Raw genomic sequence first — 20,632 nt, 5'->3', positions numbered from 1 at the left:
GGGGCAAGCGAACCAGACAGGAGCGACTCCATGAAGCATCGCATCGTCGTCCTCGGCGCCGGATACGCCGGGGTCTACGCCGCCGGGGCCCTGGCCCGCCGCCTCTCCCCCGCCGACACCGCGATCACCGTTGTCAACGCCGAGCCCGACTTCGTCGAGCGGATGCGCCTCCACCAGCTCGCGGCGGGCCAGGACATCGCGAGCCCGGGGCTCGCCGACCTCTTCGCTGGCACCGGGGTGGAGCTGCGCGTGGCACGCGTCACCGCCGTGGACCCCGGGCGCGGGGCCGTCTGGATGACCGAGAGGGACGGCGACGGACTCCCCCAGGAACTCCCTTACAACACGCTCCTGTACACGCTCGGCAGCGCCATCGCCGACCATGGCGTGCCCGGCGTCGCCACCTACGCGTTCGATGTTGCGGGGCGGCCGTCGGCGCTGCGCCTGCGCGAGCGCCTCGACACCCTCGACGCCCTGGGCCGGGGCGGGAACGTGCTGGTCGTCGGCGAGGGCCTGACGGGCATCGAGGCCGCCACCGAGATCGCCGAGTCGCGCCCCGGGCTCTCGGTCGCGCTCGCCGCCCGCGGCGAGCTGGGCGCCTGGCTCTCCCCCGGGGCCCGCGGCCACCTGCGGCGCGCCTTCGACCGGCTCGGCATCGCCGTCCACGAGCACACCGCCATCGAGGCCGTGGAGCCGACGCGGGCGATCGGCGCGGACGGCGCGTCACTCCCGGCCGATGTGACCGTGTGGGCGGCCGGGTTCGCCGCCCACCCTATCGCCGCCGCCAGCGGCCTCGAGGTCGCGGGGACCGGCCGGATCGCCGTCGACGCAACGATGCGGTCGCTCTCGCACCCCCACGTCTACGCCGCGGGCGACAGCGTCCACGCGCTCGACAGGAACGGCCGTCCGCTGCCGATGTCCTGCGCCTCGGCGGGCGTCACGGCCAGGCAGGCGGTGGACGCGATCGTGGGCAGCCTGACCGGCCGAAAGATCCCGAGCACATCGCTCACCTACTACGGCAACCACATCAGCCTCGGGCGGCGCGACGGGATCATGCAGCTGGTCGACGGCGAATGGCGCGCGAAGTCCTGGTCGGTGCGCGGCCGAACGGCCGCGCGCACCAAGGCGGGCATCCTCAGGGGCGCCGTGTGGGGCGTGGCGCACCCGACGTTCGGCATGCCGAAGCGCAAGCACCGCCTGGCCACGGGATTCTCCCCTTCCCCGCAGAAAGTGGCCGTCTAGCCTTCTGGGATGAGCGGGATGGACAGCGCCTCCACCGAACGGTTCGAGGCCAGCCGGAACCGGCTGGCCTCGCTCGCCTACCGACTGCTCGGCTCGGCCGCCGACGCCGAGGACGCCGTGCAGGACGCGTTCCTGCGCTGGCAGGCCGCCGACCGCGACCTGATCGCGGTGCCCGAGGCGTGGCTGACCAAGGTCGTCACCCATCTGTGCGTCGACCGGCTCCGCTCCGCGCAGTCGCGCCGCGAACGCGCCGTCGGCGCCTGGCTGCCCGAGCCGCTCCTGGAGAACGACCCGATGCTCGGCCCGGCCGACACGTTCGAGCAGCGCGAGTCGGTGTCCCTCGCGGTGCTGATCCTCATGGAACGCCTCTCCCCCGTCGAGCGGGCCGTCTACGTTCTGCGCGAGGTCTTCTCCTACCGGCACGCCGAGGTCGCCGAGATGCTCGACATCTCCGAGGCGGCGAGCCAGCAGCACCTCCACCGCGCCAGGGGCCGGGTCGCCACGGCGCGCCGCGGCGGCGAGGTGGACCCCGCGTCCGCGCGCCGGATCGTCGAGGAGTTCCTCGCCGCGGCCGCGTCGGGGCGCACCGAGCGGCTGGTGGCGTTGCTCACCGACGACGCGAGCGCGATGTCGGACGGCGCCGGGCGGACCACGACGGTGCTGCGCTACGAGACGCGCGAGCGCGTCGCGGTCGTCGCGCGGGCCGCCCTCATGCCCACCCCCGCCAAGCGGCGGCTGGTCGGCGGCTCGCCCGCGCTGCACTTCGCGCTGGTCAACGGCGGCCCCGCGCTGCTCGCCGTGCTCGACGACCGGGTCGTCGGCGCCGTGACGTTCGAGATCGGCGACGGCAAGGTGGCGGCCATGCGCGGCTTCGCCGACCAGGCGCGGCTCGTCCGCCTCGGCGAGGCTTGGCGAACGCGCGAGCCGGACGCGCCGCTCGTCGCGGCGTGGTGAGGCGGGCCCGCGGTGCGTTCGAGGCCGCGTCGACGATCGGCCCGTGCCGGGGGCGGGCCACCGACCGGCTCCCCCCCCCGTCCCTCAGCCCGTGCGCCGGGGGCACGAGGCGCGCAGGATCACCTCGCCCGGCACGCTGATGTCCTCGGTGGGCGGGGCCGAGCCGTCGAGGGCGAGGTCGGCCGCCCGACGGCCGATCTCGGCGAGGGGGAAGCGCACGGTGGTGAGTTGGGGGGTGACATCCGCGGCCGTCGCGATGTCGTTGAAGCCCGTGACGGCGATGTCGCGGCCCGGCTCGATCCCGCTGTCGCGCAGCGCGGTCATCGCGCCGACCGCCATGAAGTCGTTGCCCGCGCACAGCACGTCCGCGTCGGCGATCCGGCCCGACTCGATGAGCCGCCGCATGGAACGGTAGCCGCCGAGGCGGTCGAACGTGTCGCTCTCCACCATCGTGATCCGGCCACCCAGCGAGGCGAGCCCCTGCCGCAGGCCCTCCGTCCGCTCCGCCACGGTCAGCAGGGACTCCGAGCCGGTGATCACCGCCGCTTTGTGATAGCCAAGGTTCGCGATGGCGGCGCCCAGCTCCCTGGCACCCGACTCGTTGGCGGGGCGCACCGCGCCGAGGCCGCCGACCGGCTGGCTCAGGAAGATGGCCCTGCCGCCGCTGTCGGTGAATCCCCGCAGCTCGGCCAGGAGCGCATCGTTGTGCGGGCTGTCCAAGACGCGGCTCCCGCTCACCAGGATCGCGCGCGGCCGCTGCCCGCGGATCAGGCGAAGCGAGGCCAGCTCCCACTCGCTTTCGCGCGCGGTGATCGCGATCGTGACGATCACGCCGTGTGCGTGGGCGGACTGGGCGACCCCCTCGGCGATGGCCGAGAAGTACGGGTCGTCGATGCTGCTGACGAGCAGGGCGAGCACGGGAGCCATGCCACGCGCCATGGCCTGCGCCGACAGGTCCGTGCGGTAGTCCAACTCCTGTGCGGCGCGCAGGACTCGCTCGCGGTGCTCCTGCCCGACCTTGCGGTCGCTGTCGTTGAGCACCCGGGACGCCGTGGCCAGGGAGACTCCCGCGCGGGCGGCCACATCCGTGAGCGTGGTGTTCCCGCTGGACGCCCTCGTCCTCTTCCGCTTCCCTCGACCCGTCCCCTGCACAGGCATTGACCCTCCACCGACGCCAACTTAGTTTCCCCGAAACGGGAAAGCGCTATCCCACTTCCGCGGGCACCTCAGGTAAGCGCTTTCCCAGCATAGCGAGGCTTCTCACTGTCGTCCCCCGAAGCGTGACGTGAGGTCCGCATGACGCAACAGGCACAGCAGGCCACAGCCCTTCCTTCAGTCCCGCTGCCCCAAGGAACACCGAGCCGCAGGCGCCGTCCTTCGCGTGGAGTGATGACGGCCGTCTACCCCGCCACGTTTCTCGCGCTGCTGGTGGTGGCGTGGTTCGCCGTCACCGCCACCGAGCTGGTCGAGCCCTACATCATTCCCTCGCCGGGAGACACGTGGCAAGCGTTTGCCGACTACCCCGACTACCTGTGGGAACACACCCTCGTCACCACGGGCGAGACCATCGCGGGCTTCGCGATCGCCAGCCTGGTCGGCGTGCTCTTCGCCGTTCTGATGGTCTACTCGTCCACGCTGGAGAAGACGTTCTACCCACTCATCCTGTTCGCCCAGGTGATCCCGAAGATCGCGATCGCGCCGCTGTTCGTGGTGTGGCTCGGCTTCGGCGCGAGCCCGAAGATCCTCGTGGCCGTGCTGATGGCCTTCTTCCCCGTGGTGATCTCCGGGATCAGCGGCCTGCGTTCGGTCGACCCCGAGCTGCTCGAACTCACCTCGACGATGGGCGCCTCGCCGGTCAAGACGTTCTGGAAGGTGCGCTTCCCCGCGGCGCTGCCCGAGCTGCTCTCCGGCCTCAAGGTCGCCGCGACCCTGGCGGTCACCGGCATGACCGTCGTGCTGGTGACGCACTCGGTGACCGAGGCGGTGTACCTGGCCTCCCTGGCGATCGTGATGGGTCCGCGCCCTGGGCGCGTCATCGAGGAGTTCACCGTGGACATCCCGGGTCACCGGGAGTACGAGCCGACGCTGGAGAGCCCGGAGTTCCAGCGGCTCAGCGCCCGCATCCGCGAACTCCTCGGCTCGGGCGCCGACTGAGGGACCGGATCGACCGCGGCACCGCTCGATGGCCCGGCCGCCCCCGCCTCGGAGGGCGGTCGGCCCGCCGGGCGGTGCCACTTCGGCGTGCGCGCTCGCGGGGCCGGGACCCCGGGGGTTTCGGCCAGGGGGGACCGAATCCGGCTCGACTGGACCGTTGCCGCGAAAATCTTGTGCCGACTTCTTGCCCTTCGCGAGCGCAGGATGGCATGGTCTAGACCTAGCAGAGAGTGAAGGTCGGTGACGGCAGCTCGCGTTGACGAGCTGCACAGTCCAGCCTCAGCGCAACCCCCCACCCCCCCCCTTCTCGCCGCCGCGGATCGCGCCGGACCTCCCGCCCTGCACGATCCGCTCCGGCGACACACCGCAGGAGTTGTCATGCACAGGAAGACGAAACTGGCCGCCGTGATCGGCGCCGCCATCGCTCCGCTCCTCGCAGTGAGCCTCCCCGCCCCGACGGCGAGCGCCCACGGGTACATCAACTCACCGGCGAGCCGACAGGCCCAGTGCGCCGCCCGCGTCGTTCCCTGTGGCTCCATCCAGTGGGAGCCGCAGAGCGTGGAGGGCCCGAAGGGCCAGCGCAACTGCCACGGCGGCGTGGCCCGCTTCGCCGAGCTAAACGACGACAGCAAGGGCTGGCAGCGCCACAACGTCGGCACCTCGACGACGTTCAACTGGACGCTGACGGTCCAGCACCGCACCAGCACCTGGCAGTACTACGTGGGCAACACCCTGGTCGCCGAGTTCGACGACCAGAACAGCATCCCCGGCTCGACGGTGAGCCACAACGTCAACTTCGGCAGCATCCGCGGCAACCAGAAGGTCCTGGCCATCTGGAACATCGCGGACACCGGGAACGCCTTCTACGCCTGCGTCGACGTCAACATCAGCTGACGCGACCCCGGTACCGTCGCCGGCCCCGACCGCCGAGCCGGACGCGGCCCGCGGGTAGGAACGTCGGCGAAGCGTTGCGGTGGGACATGAGGGCCCTCTGCGGCACCGGTGCGGAACGCGCGTTCCGCACCGACCGCTGAGGGCCCTCACGCGTGTCCAACGCACCGGCCCGCGGCGTCACCGGCACCCCAGGCGCCACCCGCGCGCCGCACGCCCCGGGCGGGGAAGCGTGGCGAATCCGGACGCGACTCTTGACCCGCGACAGGAGGGTGGGTTTGACGTGCTCCCTGGCCTAAGGTCGCTGTCCGCGATCGTCCTGGTCCGATGGTCGTGTTCCTCGTCTTCACCCAGCGCCACATCATCGGCGGACTGCTCGCCGGGGGCTTCAAGGGATGAGCGCCGTCGCCCCCCTCACTCTCCAAGGAGATCTCCCCATGTCCGGTCACACCGGTTCCGCGATCATCAACCTCGACATCGAGGGCCCGGTGATCTCCCGCCATCTGTACGGGCACTTCGCCGAGCACCTGGGGCGTTGCATCTATGGCGGCTTCTATGTAGGCGAGGACTCCCCCATCCCCCACGAGGGCGGCATCAGGCTCGATGTCGTCGAGGCGCTGCGGGCGTTGAACATCCCCAACCTCCGCTGGCCCGGGGGCTGTTTCGCCGACGAGTACCACTGGAAGGACGGCATAGGCCCCAAGGCGGAACGCCCGGTCATGGTGAACACCCACTGGGGCAACGTCGAGGAGAACAACCACTTCGGCACCCACGAGTTCATGGCCCTGTGTGAACTCCTCGGCGCCGACCCCTACATCAGCGGGAACGTCGGCAGCGGCACCGTCCGGGAGATGAGCGAGTGGGTGGAATACCTCACCCGCGACGGCGCGAGCCCCATGGTGCGCCAGCGCAGGGCCAACGGCCGCGACCAGCCCTGGCGCGTCCCCTTCTGGGGACTCGGGAACGAGGCGTGGGGCTGCGGCGGCAGCATGCGCGCCGAGCACTACGCCGACCTCGCCCGCCAGTACGCCACCTACTGCCGCGACCACGGCGACAACACCCTCTACCGCATCGCCGCGGGCGCCGCGGACGGGGACTTCGCGTGGACCGAGCAACTGATGCGGCAGATCAGCTGCTTCGGCTGCGAGGCCACGCCGAAGAACTTCTTCCAAGGCGTCTCGTTCCACTACTACACGCTGGGGGGACCCTGGGAGAACAAGGGCAGCGCCACGGACTTCACCGAGGACGGCTACTACCGCACCATGGCCGCGGCCCTCCGGGTCGACCGCCTCATCTCCGGCCACTCCGCGGTCATGGACTGCTACGACCCGCACCGGCGCGTCGGGCTGGTCCTGGACGAGTGGGGCACCTGGTGGAGCGTCGAGCCCGGCACCAACCCCGGCTTCCTCTTCCAGCAGAACACGCTGCGCGACGCGCTCGTGGCCAGCACCCACTTCGACATCTTCCACCGGCATGCCGAGCGGCTGTTCATGGCCAACATCGCCCAGACCGTCAACGTCCTCCAGGCGATGATCCTCACCGACGGCGAAAGGCTCGTCCTCACCCCCACGTATCACGTCTTCGAGATGAACAAGGGCCACCAGGACGCCGCCTCGCTCGCCGTCCACCTGCGGACCGAGGGCACCGTGCGCACGGTCGACGACACGGAGGTGGAGACCCTGTCCGCCTCGGCCAGCGTCAAGGACGACCACGTGCTGATCTCCCTCAGCAACCTCGACGCGCGCGAGCCCGCCGATGTCTCCATCGACCTGCGAGGCGGTGAGCTGGGCTCGCTCACCGCCCGGATCCTCACCGCCGACCGGATCCAGGACCACAACACCGGCGACGCGCCCGAGACGGTGGCGCCCCGTTCCTTCGACGGCGTCACCAGGACCGGCACGGGGCTGCGGCTGACGCTGCCGCCCCACGCGTTCGTCACGATCCGGGCCCCACGCCTGCCGTGACCGTGCCAACGCGGCCGCTCCCGCCAGAACGCCCGCCGGGCGAAGGGCCCGCTCACCGCCCTGCGGTTCGGAAGGGAACTCGTGGCGCTCTGACGCGGACCCCTTACACACTCGGACGGCCCGGGGCGACAACAGCCCCCGGGCCACCCGACCCATGGGGTGGCGGAACGCCCGCGTCCCCTGTGGTAGCTTGCCGGGGCCAGTCGAACCCACGTGCGTGGGTCAGGGAATCCGGTGCGAATCCGGAGCTGACGCGCAGCGGTGAGGGGGACGGGCGTGGCATCCGCCACTGGACCGACGTCACGGTCCGGGAAGGCGCCTCGTCCGGGTGAACCCGAGTCCGAAGACCTGCTGGCGGCCTCCGCGCCCGATGTCGTGCGGCGGAGGGTCACCGTCCGCCAGGGCTCCGCGTTCGAGCCCTCGACACCCGGGGAAGTCCATGCCGGTCGCGCACTTCGTCCGTCGTTCCGTCCCGCTCATAACGGGAGTCCTGCTCCTGACCGGCTGCGGCGCCGCCGATCCCTCGCCGCCCCCCTCGTCGCAGCGGGGGGAGGGCGGCCATCCGCTGGCGCTCGACAACTGCGGGCACGCGGTGGAGGTCGCCGCTCCGCCGCGGCGGGCGGTCTCGCTCAACCAGGGCACCACCGAGATCCTGCTCTCCCTCGGCCTCGCCGACCGGCTCGCCGGAACCGCGGGCTGGACCGACCCGCTGCCCGAGGCGCTCGATGAGGCGAACGCCTCGGTGCCCCGCCTCGCCGACAACGCCCCCTCGTTCGAGCGGGTCCTCGACGCCGAACCCGACTTCGTCGCCGCGTCGTTCGCCTCCACGCTCGGCACGGGAGGCGTGGCCACCCGCGAGCGGTTCGACGAGCTGGGGGTGCCCGCCTATCTGTCGCCCGCCGACTGCGTCGGCAAGGACAACAGCGGCGGCGGCGACGGGGTGCGCGCCGAGGCGTTCACCATGGAGGCGGTGTACGGCGAAGTCCGCGACCTGGCCAGGGTCTTCGGCGTCGAGGAGCGCGGCGACGAGCTGGTCGCGGAGCTTCGGGCGCGCGCGGCGCGGGCCGCCTCGGACGTCGACGCGTCGGGGGTGACGCTCCTCTACTGGTTCGCCAACTCCGAGTCCCCCTACATGGCGGGCTGTTGCGGCGCGCCCGGCGCCATCACCGACGCGCTCGGCGCGGAGAACGTCTTCGACGACACCCGCGAGGAGTGGCCCCAGATCACCTGGGAGACGGTCGCCGACCGCGACCCCGACGTTCTGGTGCTCGGCGACCTGACCCGCAGGTCGCAGACGTCCGAGAGCGCGGAGGAGAAGATCGCGTTCCTTCAGGCGCACCCGGTCACCAGGAACATGACCGCCGTGCGGAACGAGCGGTACATCCTGCTCAGCGGCCAGGCCATGAACCCGACCATCCGCACCGTCGATGGCATGGAGCGGGTGGCCGCGGGGCTGCGCGAGCACGGGCTCGCGCAGTGAGGCACGGCATGGCGCCGACCGCGCGGGCTGCCCTGCCGTGGGCGGCGGGACTCGCCGCGCTGTGCGCCTCCGTCGCCGCGGCCGTCACCATCGGGCCCGCGGCCATCGGCGTCGGCGACGTCTGGTCGACCGTCACCTCCCGCCTCGGCCTTGGCACCTCCGACCTCACGGTGCTGCGGGGCGAGATCGTGTGGAACCTGCGGCTGCCGCGCGCCGTGCTCGCCGCCGTGTGCGGCGCCGGTCTCGCGGTGTGCGGGGCGGTGATGCAGTCGCTGCTGCGCAACCCGCTCGCCGACCCGTTCGTGCTCGGCGTCTCGTCGGGGGCGTCGACGGGGGCCGTCGCGGTGGTCGTCATCGGCGCGGGGGGCGGCGCGCTCTCGGTCTCGGGCGGCGCGTTCCTCGGGGCCGTCTGCTCCTTCGCGCTGGTGCTGCTGCTGAGCCACGCGCTGGGCGGCAGCCCCGACCGGGTGGTCCTGTCCGGCGTCGCCGCGATGCAGCTGTTCTCGGCGCTCACCTCCTTTGTGGTGATGACGGGCGCCGACGCGGAGACCACCCGCGGCGTGCTGTTCTGGCTGCTCGGCTCGCTCGCCGGGGCGGACTGGACGGATGTGTGGCTGTGCCTGGCGGCGCTGCTCGCGGTCCTCGTGGTGTGCCTTGGCCACGCCCGCGCCCTGGACGCCTTCGCCTTCGGGCAGGACGCGGCCGCCTCGCTCGGGGTCTCCGTGGCCCGCACCCGGCTGGTCCTGCTGTGCGCCACCGCGCTGCTGACCGGCGCGCTCGTCAGCGCCGCGGGGGCCATCGGCTTTGTCGGCCTGGTGCTGCCGCACGCCGCCAGGGCGCTGACCGGTCCCGGCCATGGGCGGCTGTTCCCCGCCTGCGCCCTGGCGGGGGCGGTGTTCCTGGTGTGGGCCGACACCCTGGCGCGCACCGCTCTCGATCCCCAGGAGGTGCCGGTGGGGGTGGTGACGTCGCTGGTCGGGGTCCCGGCCTTCGTCCTCGTGCTGTTCCGCACGCGCCGCGGCGTCCTGGGCGCCAGGGGCGTCGGGGGCGCGTCATGACGCTCAGGGCCGAGGGGGTTACCCGTTCCGCGGGCGGGCGCCTGATCCTTGACGGCGTCGACCTGACGCCGCGCCAGGGCGGGACGACCGGGGTGCTCGGACCAAACGGGTCGGGCAAGTCGACCCTGCTGCGACTGCTCGCCGGGCTTCTCTCCCCCGCCCGCGGGGTGGTCACGCTCGACGGGCGCCCGATCGGCGGGCTGCGCCGCGGGGCGGTCGCCAAGCGGGTGGCCGTCGTCGAGCAACAGGCCGACACACAGGTCGAGTTGACCGTTGCCGACGTGGTGCGCCTTGGCCGTGTCCCGCACCGGGGCCCCTGGGGCGCGGTGTCGGGGGACGACGAGCGGGCCGTGGCCACCGCCCTCGCACAGACGGGGCTCACCGGCCACGCCGAACGCTCCTGGCACACGCTCTCCGGAGGCGAGCGCCAACGCGCCCAGCTCGCCCGCGCCCTCGCCCAGCGGCCGCGCGAACTCCTGCTTGACGAGCCGACCAACCACCTCGACATTCAGCACCAGCTCGATCTGCTGGCCCTCGTCGCCGCCCTTCCCCTCACCACGGTCGTCGCCCTGCACGACCTGAACCTCGCCGCGATGTACTGCGACGACCTCCTGGTGCTGCGCCGGGGACGCGTGGTGGCCCGCGGCGCCCCCGCCGACGTGCTCACCGAGGAACTCATCGCCCACGTCTACCGGGTGCGCGCCGACGTCACCCCGTCGGGGCCAGGCGGGCGCCCTCACATCAGGTTCCTCGGCACCCTCCCGCCCACGGGACCCGAAGGCGCCCCCCATGACCATCTCGCGTAGGAGGAACCCGGCGATGGCCGAGCCCGCCAAGCGCATCGCGCTGCTGTCCACGTCCGACACCGACCTGCTCTCCGCCCGCGCCAGCGGCGCGGCGTGGCGGTGGGCCAACCCCGCGCGGACCGGCGACGAAGCCCTGGTCGCCGCCATCGCCGACGCGGATCTCGTCGTCGTCCGGCTCCTCGGCTCCCCGAGCGACCTGTGGCCCGGACTCGGGGCCGTCCGTGACCGGGGCACTCCCCTGGTGGTCATCGGCGGGGAAGCGCAGCCCAACGCCGAGCTGATGGAGCGCTCGACCGTGCCGATCGGCGTCGCGGCCGAGGCCCACCGTTACCTGGCGGAGGGCGGCCCCGCCAACCTGGCCGAGCTGCACGCGTTCCTGTCCGACACGGTGCTGCTGACCGGCGAGGGCTTCGCGCCACCGGCCACGCTCCCCCCGTGGGGCTACGCCGCCAGGCCGAAGGCCCCAGAGCGGGGGCTGCCGCGGGTCGGCGTGCTGTACTACCGGGCCCACGAGGCCAGCGGGAACACGGCGTTCGCCCACGCCCTGGCCGACGCGATCGACGCGACGGGCCAGGCCGTCGGGGTGCCGCTCTTCGCGGGCTCCCTGCGCTCGGCGCCCGAGAGCCTTTACGACGCGCTCGGCACCCTCGACACCCTGATCGTCACCGTGCTGGCGGCCGGCGGCACCGTGCCATCGGCCGTCGGCGCGGGGGGCGACGACGAGGCGTGGGACGTGCGGCGGATGGCGGCGCTCGACATACCCGTGCTCCAGGGGCTGTGCCTCACGTCGAGCCGCGCCGAGTGGGAGGCGTCGAGCGACGGGGTCACGCCGCTTGACTCGGCCGCCCAGATCGCCATTCCCGAGTTCGACGGGCGGATCATCACCGCGCCGTTCTCCTTCAAGGAGTTCGACGCCGACGGGCTGCCCCGCTACGTCGCCGACCCCGAGCGCTGCGACCGGGTCGCCCGCCTCGCCGTCCACCACGCCCGACTGCGCTCGACGCCCCACCGGGACAAGCGGATCGCCGTCGTGCTCTCGGCGTATCCCACCAAGCACGCGCGCATCGGCAACGCCGTCGGCCTCGACACCCCCGTCTCGGCCGTCCGCCTGCTGCGCCAACTGCGGAGCGACGGCTACGACCTGGGCCAGGACAACGCCGTGGTCCGCATCCTCGACGCGGACCTCACGGAGACCGAGGCGGGCGACGCGCTCATCCACGCCCTCGTCGCCGCGGGCGGCCAGGACGAGGAGTGGCTGACATCCGCGCAGCTGACCGACGCCCATGTGCGCATCGGCGCGGCGGAGTACGCGGCCTGGACCCGCGACCTGCCCGCCGCGCTGCGCGACGCGATGGCCGAGGCATGGGGTCCGCCGCCCGGCAGCCTGTTCGTCAACGACGCGGGCGAGCTGGTGCTGGCCACCCTGTCAGCGGGGAACGTCGTGCTGCTGATCCAGCCCCCGCGCGGCTTCGGCGAGAACCCCGTCGCGATCTACCACGACCCCGACCTGCCGCCCAGCCACCACTACCTCGGCGCCTACCGCTGGCTCGAACACGGCTTCGGCGCCCATGCCGTCGTGCACCTCGGCAAGCACGGCTCGCTCGAGTGGCTGCCCGGCAAGAACGCCGCGCTCTCGGCCGCGTGCGCCACCGACGCGGCGCTCGGCAACCTGCCGCTGATCTACCCGTTCCTGGTCAACGACCCCGGCGAGGGGGCGCAGGCCAAGCGCAGGGCGCACGCCACGATCGTCGACCACCTCGTGCCGCCGATGGCCAGGGCGGAGACCTACGGCGACATCGCCCGGCTGGAACAGCTCCTCGACGAGCACGCCAACATCGCGGCGATGGACCCGGCGAAGCTGCCCGCGGTGCGGGGCGAGATCTGGACGCTGATGCAGGCAGCCAAGCTGCACCGCGACCTCGGCCTCGACGAACGCCCCGAGGACGACGCGTTCGACGACTTCCTCCTGCATGTCGACGGCTGGCTGTGCGAGATCAAGGACGCCCAGATCCGCGACGGCCTGCACATCCTGGGCGAGGCCCCGACCGGCGCGGCCCGCGTCAACCTCGTGCTCGCGATCCTGCGCGCGGCGCAGGTGTGGGGTGGCGTGGGCGACGCCGTTCCCGGCCTGCGCGCCGCGCTCGGGCTCGCGGACGCCGCCGCGGCGGGCACGGCCGAGGTCGACGCGTTCGAGGCCAGGGCCCGCGCGCTGGTCGAGGGGATGGAGGCGGCGGGCTGGGACCCCGCCGCCGCAGCGGCGCTCCATGACGCGGCGGAGGTCCGCCGGGTGCTGACGTTCGCCGCCGAGCAGGTCGTGCCGCGCCTTGCCCGCACCTCCGACGAGCTGGCCGCCGTGCGCCACGCGCTCGACGGCGGCTTCGTCCCCGCGGGGCCATCGGGCTCGCCGCTGCGCGGCCTGGTGAATGTGCTCCCGACCGGGCGGAACTTCTACACCGTCGACCCCCGCGCGGTGCCGTCGCGTCTGGCGTGGCAGGCCGGTCAGGCGATGGCGGAGTCGCTGGTGCGGCGCTACCTGGAGGAGACGGGCGGCTATCCGCGGTCCGTCGGCCTGTCCGTGTGGGGCACGTCCGCCATGCGCACATCGGGGGACGACATCGCCGAGGTCCTGGCGCTCCTGGGGGTGCGCCCCGAGTGGGACGCGCAGTCGCGCCGGGTCGGCAGGCTCGCCGTCGTCCCCCTCGACGAGCTCGGCCGCCCCCGCATCGACGTCACGGTGCGCATCTCCGGGTTCTTCCGCGACGCGTTCCCGCACGCCGTCGCGCTGCTCGACGACGCGGTCCGCCTGGTCGCCGCGCTCGACGAGCCGGACGAGCGGAACTTCGTGCGGGCCCACACCCGCGCCGACCTCGCCAGGCACGGCGACGAACGCCGGGCGACCACGCGGGTCTTCGGCTCGCGCCCCGGCAGCTACGGGGCCGGGATCCTCCAGGCCGTCGAGTCCGGGTCGTGGCGCGACGACGACGACCTGGCCGAGGTCTACACGGCGTGGGGCGGCTTCGCCTACGGGCGCGGCCTCGACGGCGCCCCCGCGGCCGACGACATGCGCGCCAACTACCGCAGGATCAAGGTCGCGGCCAAGAACGTCGACAGCCGCGAGCACGACATCGCCGACTCCGACGACTACTTCCAGTACCACGGCGGCATGATCGCGACCGTTCGCGCCCTCACCGGGACGGACCCCAAGGCGTATGTCGGGGACTCCACCTCGCCCGACGCGGTGCGCACCCGCACCCTGGCCGAGGAGACCTCCCGCATCTTCAGGGCCCGCGTGGTCAATCCCCGGTGGCTCGCGGCGATGCGGCGGCACGGCTACAAGGGCGCGTTCGAGCTGGCCGCCACGGTCGACTACCTGTACGGCTTCGACGCCACCGCGGGCGTCGTGCACGACGGCATGTACGAGGAGCTGGCCCGGCAGTACGTCATCGACGAGACGAACCAGCGCTTCCTGCGCCGGTCCAACCCCTGGGCGCTGCGCGGCATCGTCGAGCGGCTCCACGAGGCGGCCGAGCGCGGCCTGTGGGCGGAGCCCGACCCCGGCCTGCTGGCCGCGATGCGGCAGGTCTACCTGGAGGTCGAGGGCGACCTGGAGGGCGACCTGGAGGACGGTCAGGAGGACGGTCAGGAGGGCGAACGATGAGGATCCGGGTCCTCGGCATCGGCATGGGCCCGCGGCATGTGACGCCCGAGGTCGCCGAGGCGCTGCGCGGCACCGACTATGTGCTCGCGCCCCGCAAGTCCGCCGACGACGGGCTCCTCGCCGTGCGGCGCGCGATCTGCGAGCGGCACGGCGTCGAGCTCGTCGCCGTCCCCGACCCCGCGCGCGACCGCGGCGACCCGGCCGACTACCCCGCGGCGGTCGCCGCCTGGCACGACGCCAGAGCGGCCGCGTACGAGCGGGAGCTGGCGCGCCGCCGCGGCACCGCGGGCTTCCTCGTGTGGGGCGACCCCTCGCTCTACGACTCCACGATCCGCGTGGTCGGGCGGCTCGCCGGCCGCCTGCGGGCCACATGGGACGTGCTGCCGGGCATCAGCGCGCCCCAACTCCTCGCCGCCCGGCACCGGATCGTGCTGCACGAGGTCGGCAGGCCCGTCCATGTCACCACGGCGCGCCGACTGCGCGAGGCCGTCGACGGCGGGCAGGAGAACGTCGTCGTCCTCCTGGGCGGCGACCCCGACCTTTCGGGACTCGCCGACTGGACGATCTGGTGGGGCGCCAACCTCGGCGCGGAGGGCGAGGAGTTGGCGCACGGGCGCGTCGGCGACGTTCTTCCCGGGCTGGCGGCGGCCCGCGAACGGGCCAGGGCGGCCGCGGGCTGGGTCATGGAGATCCACCTGCTCCGCCGGGTGCGCTGATGGCGGGACTGCTGATCGCGGGCGCCACATCGGACGCCGGGAAGAGCGTCGTGACGACGGGGCTGTGCCGCGCGTTCGCCCGCCGGGGCGTGCGGGTCGCCCCGTACAAGGCGCAGAACATGTCCAACAACTCGATGGTCTGCCTCGGCCCCGACGGGCGGCCCGCCGAGATCGGCCGCGCCCAGTGGGTGCAGGCGCTGGCCGCGCGCGTGCGCCCCGAGCCCGCCATGAACCCGGTGCTGCTCAAGCCGGGTGGCGACCGGCGCAGCCATGTGGTGCTGCTCGGGCACCCGGCGGGCGAGGTCTCCGCACGGGACTTCGCCACGGGGCGACGGCACCTCGCCGAGGCCGCGCACGGCGCGTTCGACGACCTGGCCGCGCGGCACGACGTGGTCGTGGCCGAGGGCGCGGGCTCCCCCGCCGAGATCAACCTGCGGGCGAGCGACTATGTGAACATGGGCCTCGCCCGGCACGCCTCGCTGCCCGCCGTCGTCGTCGGCGACATCGACAGGGGCGGCGTCTTCGCCGCCCTGTACGGAACGGTGGGGCTGCTCGGGGCGGCCGACCAGGCGCTGATCGCGGGGTTCGTGGTGAACAGGTTCAGGGGCGATGGCGACCTGCTCCGCCCCGGGCTGGCCGACCTGGAACGCCTCACGGGGCGGCGGGTGTTCGGCGTTCTTCCGTGGGCGCCCGGGCTGTGGCTGGACGCGGAGGACGCCCTCGACCTGGTGGGGCGGCGGTCGGACCGCGACGGCGCGCGGCGCGTCGTGGTCGTCAGGCTCCCGAGGATCAGCAACGTCACCGACATGGACGCGCTCGGCCTCGAACCCGACCTCGACGTCGTGTTCGCCTCCGATCCGCGGGACGTCGCCGACGCCGACCTGCTGGTGCTGCCCGGCACCCGCGCCACGCTCGCCGACCTCGCCTGGCTGCGGGCCAGGGGCCTCGACCGCGCCATCGCAGACCACGCGCGCCGGGGCAAGCCGCTGCTCGGGATCTGCGGCGGCTTCCAGCTGCTGGGCCGCCGCATCGCCGACCCGCATGGCGTGGAGGGGGCGGCGGGCTCGGACGTCGACGGGCTCGGACTGCTCGATGTGCGCACCGAGTTCGCCGAGGCCAAGACGCTGCGGCTGCCGAAGGGGACGGCGCTGGGCGTGCCCGCGGCGGGCTACGAGATCCACCACGGGCGCGTCACGGTCGGCGGCTCCGCCCGGGAGTTCCTCGGCGGCGTTCGGGCGGGCAACGTCTTCGGCACGCTGTGGCACGGCGCCTTCGAGGGCGACGCCCTGCGCTCGGCGTTCCTGGCCGAGACGCTCGGCCTGGCCCCGTCCGGGGTGAGCTTCGCGGCGGCCCGCGAGCGCCGCGTCGAGCTGATCGCCGATCTGGTCGAGCGCCATCTCGACGTCGGCGCGCTGCTGGCGCTTGCCAGGGACGGGGCGCCCCCCGGGCTGCCGGTCCTGGCCCCCGGGGGCGCGGCATGAGGCTGCTGCTGCTCGGCGGCACATCGGAGGCCCGCGCGCTCGCGGCGCGCCTGGTCGGCGAGGGCGTCGACGTCACGACGTCCCTGGCCGGGCGCGTGGCGCGGCCCCGACTGCCCGTCGGGCGGGTCCGCTTCGGGGGCTTCGGCGGCGTTCCCGGGCTGCGCGCCGCGCTCGCGGGCTATGACGCGGTCGTCGACGCCACCCATCCGTTCGCCGTGGGCATGACCGCGAACGCGGCGGCCGCCTGCACCGATGTGCCCCTGCTGCGCCTCGAACGCCCGGGGTGGGAGCCACGTCCCGGCTGGAGGTGGGTCGGCACGCACGAGCGGGCTGCCGACGAGGCGGCGGCGCTCGGCGCCCGCCCGTTCCTGACGGTGGGCCGCCAGGAGCTGGGCCGCTTCGTGCCGGCGCTCGCCCACCGCCCCGTCGTCGCCCGCGTCGTGGACCCCCCGGCCCTGCCGCTGCCCGGGCGGTGGCGGCTGATCACCAGCCGGGGGCCCTATCACCTGGACGGCGAGCTGGAGTTGATGCGCCGCCACGCCGTCGACGTGCTCGTCACCAAGGACTCGGGCGGCACCTTCACCTGGCCGAAGATGGCCGCCGCCGCGCGGCTGTCCGTGCCGGTGGTCGTCGTCCGCCGCCCGCCCGGCCCCTCGGGCGTTCCCACGGTCCACGACGTCGACGAGGCGGCCGCGTGGGTCCTCGGGCCGCGGTGACAGCGCGTCAACGGCGGCGGCCCGCGCGGGCCAGGGCGACACCGGCCGCCACCAGGGCGGCCCCGGCGCCGACCCGGCGCGCGAGCGCGGCGGCCCGCGGGATGTCGGCCCGCCCCGCGGGGCGCCCGGTGCCGAGGACCGCGCGGTGCTCGACCCTGGCGCCATAGCGGTTGGTGCCGCCGAGGCGGACGCCGAGCGATCCGGCGAAGGCCGCCTCCACGACACCGGCGTTCGGGCTGGGGTGGGCGGCGGCGTCCGCGCGCCAGGCCGCGAGCGCCGGGCCCGCCCGGGACGGCTCCGCCGCCGCGGTGAGGAGGCCGCCGAGCCGCGAGCCCGGCAGGTTGAGCACGTCGTCGAGCCGGGCCGCGGCCCAGCCGAACCGCGCGTACCGGGGCGAACGGTGCCCCACCATGGCGTCGAGGGTGTTGGCCGCGCGGTGGCCGAGCAGCCCGGGGACACCGGCGAACGCGCCCCACACCAGGGGCGCCACGACGGCGTCCGAGGTGTTCTCGGCGACGGACTCGACCACGGCCCTGGCGATGCCGGGCTCGTCGAGGGCTCCGGTGTCGCGCCCGACCAGGTGGGTGAGCCGCCGCCGCGCCGCGGGCAGGTCGCCGCGTTCGACAAGGGCGTGGACGGCGAGCGCCTCGCGTTCGAGGGAGCGGCCGCCGAGCACCGCCCAGGTGGCGGCCGCGGTGAGGGCGGCGTGGGCGAGCGGGCGCCGCTGGGTGAGGCGGGCCGCGGCGTGGCCGGCCAGGACGGCCCCCGCGACAAGCGTTCCGGTGTGGGCAAGGCCCAGGGCGCGGCTGTCGGCGTACATCCGCCGCTCCAGGGCCGAGGCCGCGGCGCCGAAGCCCGCCACCGGGTGGCGGCGGCGCGGGTCGCCGAACAGCCGGTCGGCGGCGAAGCCGAGCAGCAGCCCGGCGGCCCGGGCGGCGGCGAGCCGGGCGTGCGGGGCGTCGTTCACGCGGGGCGCTCCTTCGGGGCGCTCGGGGCGCTCGGGGCATCGCCGTGTGGGCCGTGCGCGCCGTGTGGGCCGTGCGGGCCGTGCGGCCGACAGGCGTCGAGTGCGGCGAAGAGCCGCCGCGTGCGGTCGGCGGGGCGGGCGGCGACGCGGACCCAGTCGGCGCCGAGCCCGGGGAAGGTGTCGGCCCTCCGCACCGCGACACCTCGGGCGCGCAGCAGCGCGTGGGTGCCCTCCCCGAGGCGGGCGAGGACGAACGGCGCCGACGAGGGCACGACGTCGTAGCCCCTGCGCCGGAGTCCTTCCTCGAGGTCGCCGCGCCACCGCGCGAGAGCGCGGGCCCGGTCGCGGCCCTCGGCCGCCGCCGCGGCCGAACACGTGGCGACCATGGCCTCGACGGCCGTCGTCGAGACCGACCACGGCGGCTGGAGGGCGGCGAGTTCGCGGATCACCTCGGGCTGCGCGACCACATACCCCGCGCGCACGCCGGGGATGGACCAGTGCTTGGTGAGGCTGCGGATCACGGCGACTCCCGACAGGCGCTCCCGCACCAGCGACTCCGCCTCGCCCGGCACGGCGTCCATGAACGCCTCGTCCACGACGACGAGGCGCCCCGCGCGCCTCAGTCCGCGCACCAGATCGGCGGGGTGGAGCACGCCCGTGGGGTTGGTGGGGTTGCCGATGACGACGAGGTCGGCGTCCTCCGGCACCCGCGCCGGGTCGAGCCCGAACCCGCACTCGGGAGCGCAGAGTACAGGCGTGACGCGGTGGCCCGCCTGTTCGAGCGCGACATGCGGCTCGGTGAACTGGGGGTGGACGACGACGGGCCGCCGCCAGGCGCGCAGGCGGGCCAGCAGGGTGAACGCCTCGGCGGCGCCCGCCGTGGGGAGCACGTCGTGGCGGCCGCGCCCATGGCGTTCGGCGATGGCGGCCCGTGCGGGCGCCGGGTCGGGATAGTCGGCCACCCGCGCGAGACTGCGCCGCAGCGCCCGGTCGAGCCACTCGGGCCGCCCGCCGTCGTACACGTTGACAGCGAAGTCGAGCAGCCCCGGCCCGGTCTCGCTGTCGCCGTGGTGGCGCAGCGGGTCGGGCATCGGGCCGCCGTCGGGGCCGGGGCCCGGCGGTTCGGCGGGGGGAGGCGCGGCCGTGACACGCGGTGGCGCGGCGTGGACGGCGTCGGCGAACCGCTGCGCGAGCCGGGGGTGGCCCGCCCAGTGGATGTGCAGATACGAGGCGTGGCACGTGGCCGAGGCGAATCCCATGGCCTCGCCCTCGATCCGCCAGGCCGGGGCGGCACCGGCCGCGGGCGAGGTCCGCGTGCGGTGGAACTCATGGCCCGTCACCCGCTCCCCCGCCCGGGTGACCACGCTGTCCGCGGCCGCGGTCGCGACGGCGTAACGCAGGGTGAGCCGTTCGGTCATGGCGGCGGCGGTCGGCAGGACCCCGGCCAGCTCGGCGCCGTCGAGGGACGCGGAGAGATAGAGCAGCCCGGCGCACTCGGCCACGGTGGGGACGCCGCCGAGCACGGCGGCGCGCAGGTCGCGCAGGAGGGCGCGATTGGCGGCGAGGTCGGCCGCGTAGACCTCGGGGAAGCCGCCGCCGAGATAGATGCCGCGGGTGCCAGGGGGGAGCGCGCTGTCGGTGAGCGGGTCGAAGGTGACCACCGCGCACCCGGCCGCCGCCAGCAGCTCCTCGGTCTCGGCGTACCGGAACGTGAACGCGCGCCCGCCCGCCATGGCGACGACCGGGCGCGCGTCGCCGACCGCGGTGACCTCGCGGCCCGGGCGCCAGGGCCGGGCGTCGAGCCGAGGGGCGGCGCGGGCGACGGACAGGAGCGCGTCGAGGTCGAGATGGCGGGCCATCCGCTCGCCGAGGCGCGCGATCAGCCGCGCCGGATCGTCGCGTTCGGCGACCGGGACGAGGCCCAGATGGCGCGAGGGCGCGGACAGGCGGTCGTCGCGTGGCACGACCCCGAGGACGGGGAGCCCGGCACGCTCAAGGGACCGCTCGATCTCCGCGGTGTTGCGGGCGGAGCCCGCCCGGTTGAGCACGACCCCGGCCACGCGCACCTCGGGGGCGAAGGCGGCCATGCCCACCGCCGCGGCGGCGACGGATCTGGACTGCCCCGCGACGTCCATGACGAGCACGACGGGGGTGCGGGTCAGCGTGGCGACGTGGGCGGACGACGCGAAGCCACCCGTTCCGAGCCTGCCGTCGTGCAGCCCCATCACGCCCTCGATCACGGCGACTTCGGCGCCATCGGCGCCGTGCAGCAGAAGGGGGGCGACGCGTTCCTCGCCGACGAGGTGGGGATCGAGGTTGCGGCCCGGGCGCCCCGTGGCCAGCGCGTGGTAGCCGGGGTCGATGTAGTCGGGGCCGACCTTGTGGCCGCTGACCTCGTGCCCGGCCGCCCGCAGGGCGGCCATCAGCCCGGTGGCGACGGTGGTCTTGCCCTGTCCCGACGAGGGGGCGGCGACCATCAGCCGGGGCAGCGGCACCCCTGGCTCACCGCTCAGTCGACTCACCGCTCGACCGCCTCACCACTCGACCG

Annotated in this window: 15 protein-coding genes and 1 riboswitch; of the genes, 12 read left to right on the top strand and 3 right to left on the bottom strand. The window is 74.3% G+C overall.

Translation table 11 applies throughout. The features are described 5' to 3' along the window. Positions 1 to 30 precede the first annotated feature (30 nt). Together DEH69_RS15095 and DEH69_RS15090 are read left to right on the top strand one after the other, a co-directional pair. Positions 31 to 1,239: an NAD(P)/FAD-dependent oxidoreductase gene (locus DEH69_RS15095; protein ID WP_113687487.1), complete on the top strand. Its 1,209-nt coding sequence runs from the start codon at positions 31 to 33 to the stop codon at positions 1,237 to 1,239. Between the two features lie 18 nt (positions 1,240 to 1,257). Next, positions 1,258 to 2,193, top strand: coding sequence for a sigma-70 family RNA polymerase sigma factor (locus DEH69_RS15090; protein ID WP_113687486.1), 936 nt, complete (start codon positions 1,258 to 1,260; stop codon positions 2,191 to 2,193). Between the two features lie 84 nt (positions 2,194 to 2,277). Here DEH69_RS15090 and DEH69_RS15085 read toward each other — a convergent pair whose 3' ends face one another. Then, positions 2,278 to 3,276 (bottom strand): LacI family DNA-binding transcriptional regulator, encoded by a 999-nt coding sequence (locus DEH69_RS15085; protein WP_113687485.1) that lies wholly within the window; start codon positions 3,274 to 3,276, stop codon positions 2,278 to 2,280. Between the two features lie 306 nt (positions 3,277 to 3,582). Here DEH69_RS15085 and DEH69_RS15080 point away from each other — a divergent pair, with 306 nt between their 5' ends. From DEH69_RS15080 to DEH69_RS15035, 10 genes are all read left to right on the top strand, one after another. Further along, positions 3,583 to 4,347 (top strand): ABC transporter permease subunit, encoded by a 765-nt coding sequence (locus tag DEH69_RS15080; RefSeq protein WP_258534677.1) that lies wholly within the window; start codon positions 3,583 to 3,585, stop codon positions 4,345 to 4,347. A gap of 378 nt (positions 4,348 to 4,725) precedes the next feature. Beyond that, positions 4,726 to 5,241, top strand: coding sequence for a lytic polysaccharide monooxygenase auxiliary activity family 9 protein (locus tag DEH69_RS15075; RefSeq protein WP_113687483.1), 516 nt, complete (start codon positions 4,726 to 4,728; stop codon positions 5,239 to 5,241). Between the two features lie 434 nt (positions 5,242 to 5,675). Next, a complete protein-coding gene (locus DEH69_RS15070; protein WP_113687482.1) occupies positions 5,676 to 7,202 on the top strand; it encodes an alpha-N-arabinofuranosidase in 1,527 nt (508 codons plus the stop codon). A 183-nt stretch (positions 7,203 to 7,385) separates the two neighbouring features. Continuing rightward, positions 7,386 to 7,573: riboswitch (cobalamin riboswitch) on the top strand. A gap of 68 nt (positions 7,574 to 7,641) precedes the next feature. Further along, entirely contained in the window at positions 7,642 to 8,682 is a 1,041-nt protein-coding gene (locus tag DEH69_RS15065) for an ABC transporter substrate-binding protein (protein ID WP_113687481.1), read from the top strand. A gap of 8 nt (positions 8,683 to 8,690) precedes the next feature. After that, positions 8,691 to 9,740 (top strand): iron ABC transporter permease, encoded by a 1,050-nt coding sequence (locus tag DEH69_RS15060; protein WP_113687480.1) that lies wholly within the window; start codon positions 8,691 to 8,693, stop codon positions 9,738 to 9,740. After that, positions 9,737 to 10,546 (top strand): ABC transporter ATP-binding protein, encoded by an 810-nt coding sequence (locus DEH69_RS15055; protein ID WP_113687479.1) that lies wholly within the window; start codon positions 9,737 to 9,739, stop codon positions 10,544 to 10,546. The genes DEH69_RS15060 and DEH69_RS15055 overlap by 4 nt, the downstream gene beginning before the upstream one ends. After that, positions 10,530 to 14,204 (top strand): cobaltochelatase subunit CobN, encoded by a 3,675-nt coding sequence (cobN, locus tag DEH69_RS15050; RefSeq protein ID WP_258534676.1) that lies wholly within the window; start codon positions 10,530 to 10,532, stop codon positions 14,202 to 14,204. The genes DEH69_RS15055 and cobN overlap by 17 nt, the downstream gene beginning before the upstream one ends. Next, on the top strand, positions 14,201 to 14,920 hold the full coding sequence (cobF, locus tag DEH69_RS15045; RefSeq protein WP_113687477.1) for a precorrin-6A synthase (deacetylating): 720 nt from the start codon (positions 14,201 to 14,203) through the stop codon (positions 14,918 to 14,920). The genes cobN and cobF overlap by 4 nt, the downstream gene beginning before the upstream one ends. After that, on the top strand, positions 14,920 to 16,401 hold the full coding sequence (locus DEH69_RS15040; protein WP_113687476.1) for a cobyric acid synthase: 1,482 nt from the start codon (positions 14,920 to 14,922) through the stop codon (positions 16,399 to 16,401). Before cobF ends, DEH69_RS15040 begins: the two co-directional genes overlap by 1 nt. After that, positions 16,398 to 17,117 carry a cobalt-precorrin-6A reductase gene (locus DEH69_RS15035; RefSeq protein WP_113687475.1) on the top strand — a complete coding sequence of 240 codons (720 nt, stop codon included), beginning with the start codon at positions 16,398 to 16,400 and terminating at the stop codon, positions 17,115 to 17,117. The genes DEH69_RS15040 and DEH69_RS15035 overlap by 4 nt, the downstream gene beginning before the upstream one ends. 7 nt (positions 17,118 to 17,124) lie before the next feature. Here DEH69_RS15035 and DEH69_RS15030 read toward each other — a convergent pair whose 3' ends face one another. Continuing rightward, positions 17,125 to 18,084 (bottom strand): cobalamin biosynthesis protein, encoded by a 960-nt coding sequence (locus DEH69_RS15030; protein WP_113687474.1) that lies wholly within the window; start codon positions 18,082 to 18,084, stop codon positions 17,125 to 17,127. Further along, positions 18,081 to 20,606 (bottom strand): cobyrinate a,c-diamide synthase, encoded by a 2,526-nt coding sequence (locus tag DEH69_RS33465; protein WP_220131268.1) that lies wholly within the window; start codon positions 20,604 to 20,606, stop codon positions 18,081 to 18,083. The genes DEH69_RS15030 and DEH69_RS33465 overlap by 4 nt, the downstream gene beginning before the upstream one ends. Positions 20,607 to 20,632: the final 26 nt, after the last annotated feature.

The sequence above is a fragment of the Streptomyces sp. PT12 genome, assembly GCF_003311645.1.
Classification (GTDB): Bacteria; Actinomycetota; Actinomycetes; order Streptomycetales; family Streptomycetaceae; genus Streptomyces.
The sequence above is the reverse complement of the archived record's forward strand: the minus strand, read 5'-3'. Positions and strand labels throughout refer to the sequence as shown.

Bases quoted from the DNA above. Each gene is read 5' to 3' on its own strand.
- DEH69_RS15065 (WP_113687481.1), top strand. From the start codon at position 7,642: ATGCCGGTCGCGCACTTCGTCCGTCGTTCCGTCCCGCTCATAACGGGA.
- DEH69_RS15090 (WP_113687486.1), top strand. From the start codon at position 1,258: ATGGACAGCGCCTCCACCGAACGGTTCGAGGCCAGCCGGAACCGGCTG.
- cobN (WP_258534676.1), top strand. From the start codon at position 10,530: ATGACCATCTCGCGTAGGAGGAACCCGGCGATGGCCGAGCCCGCCAAG.
- DEH69_RS15035 (WP_113687475.1), top strand. From the start codon at position 16,398: ATGAGGCTGCTGCTGCTCGGCGGCACATCGGAGGCCCGCGCGCTCGCG.
- DEH69_RS15070 (WP_113687482.1), top strand. From the start codon at position 5,676: ATGTCCGGTCACACCGGTTCCGCGATCATCAACCTCGACATCGAGGGC.
- DEH69_RS15075 (WP_113687483.1), top strand. From the start codon at position 4,726: ATGCACAGGAAGACGAAACTGGCCGCCGTGATCGGCGCCGCCATCGCT.
- DEH69_RS15095 (WP_113687487.1), top strand. From the start codon at position 31: ATGAAGCATCGCATCGTCGTCCTCGGCGCCGGATACGCCGGGGTCTAC.
- DEH69_RS15060 (WP_113687480.1), top strand. From the start codon at position 8,691: ATGGCGCCGACCGCGCGGGCTGCCCTGCCGTGGGCGGCGGGACTCGCC.
- DEH69_RS15080 (WP_258534677.1), top strand. From the start codon at position 3,583: ATGACGGCCGTCTACCCCGCCACGTTTCTCGCGCTGCTGGTGGTGGCG.
- cobF (WP_113687477.1), top strand. From the start codon at position 14,201: ATGAGGATCCGGGTCCTCGGCATCGGCATGGGCCCGCGGCATGTGACG.
- DEH69_RS15040 (WP_113687476.1), top strand. From the start codon at position 14,920: ATGGCGGGACTGCTGATCGCGGGCGCCACATCGGACGCCGGGAAGAGC.
- DEH69_RS15055 (WP_113687479.1), top strand. From the start codon at position 9,737: ATGACGCTCAGGGCCGAGGGGGTTACCCGTTCCGCGGGCGGGCGCCTG.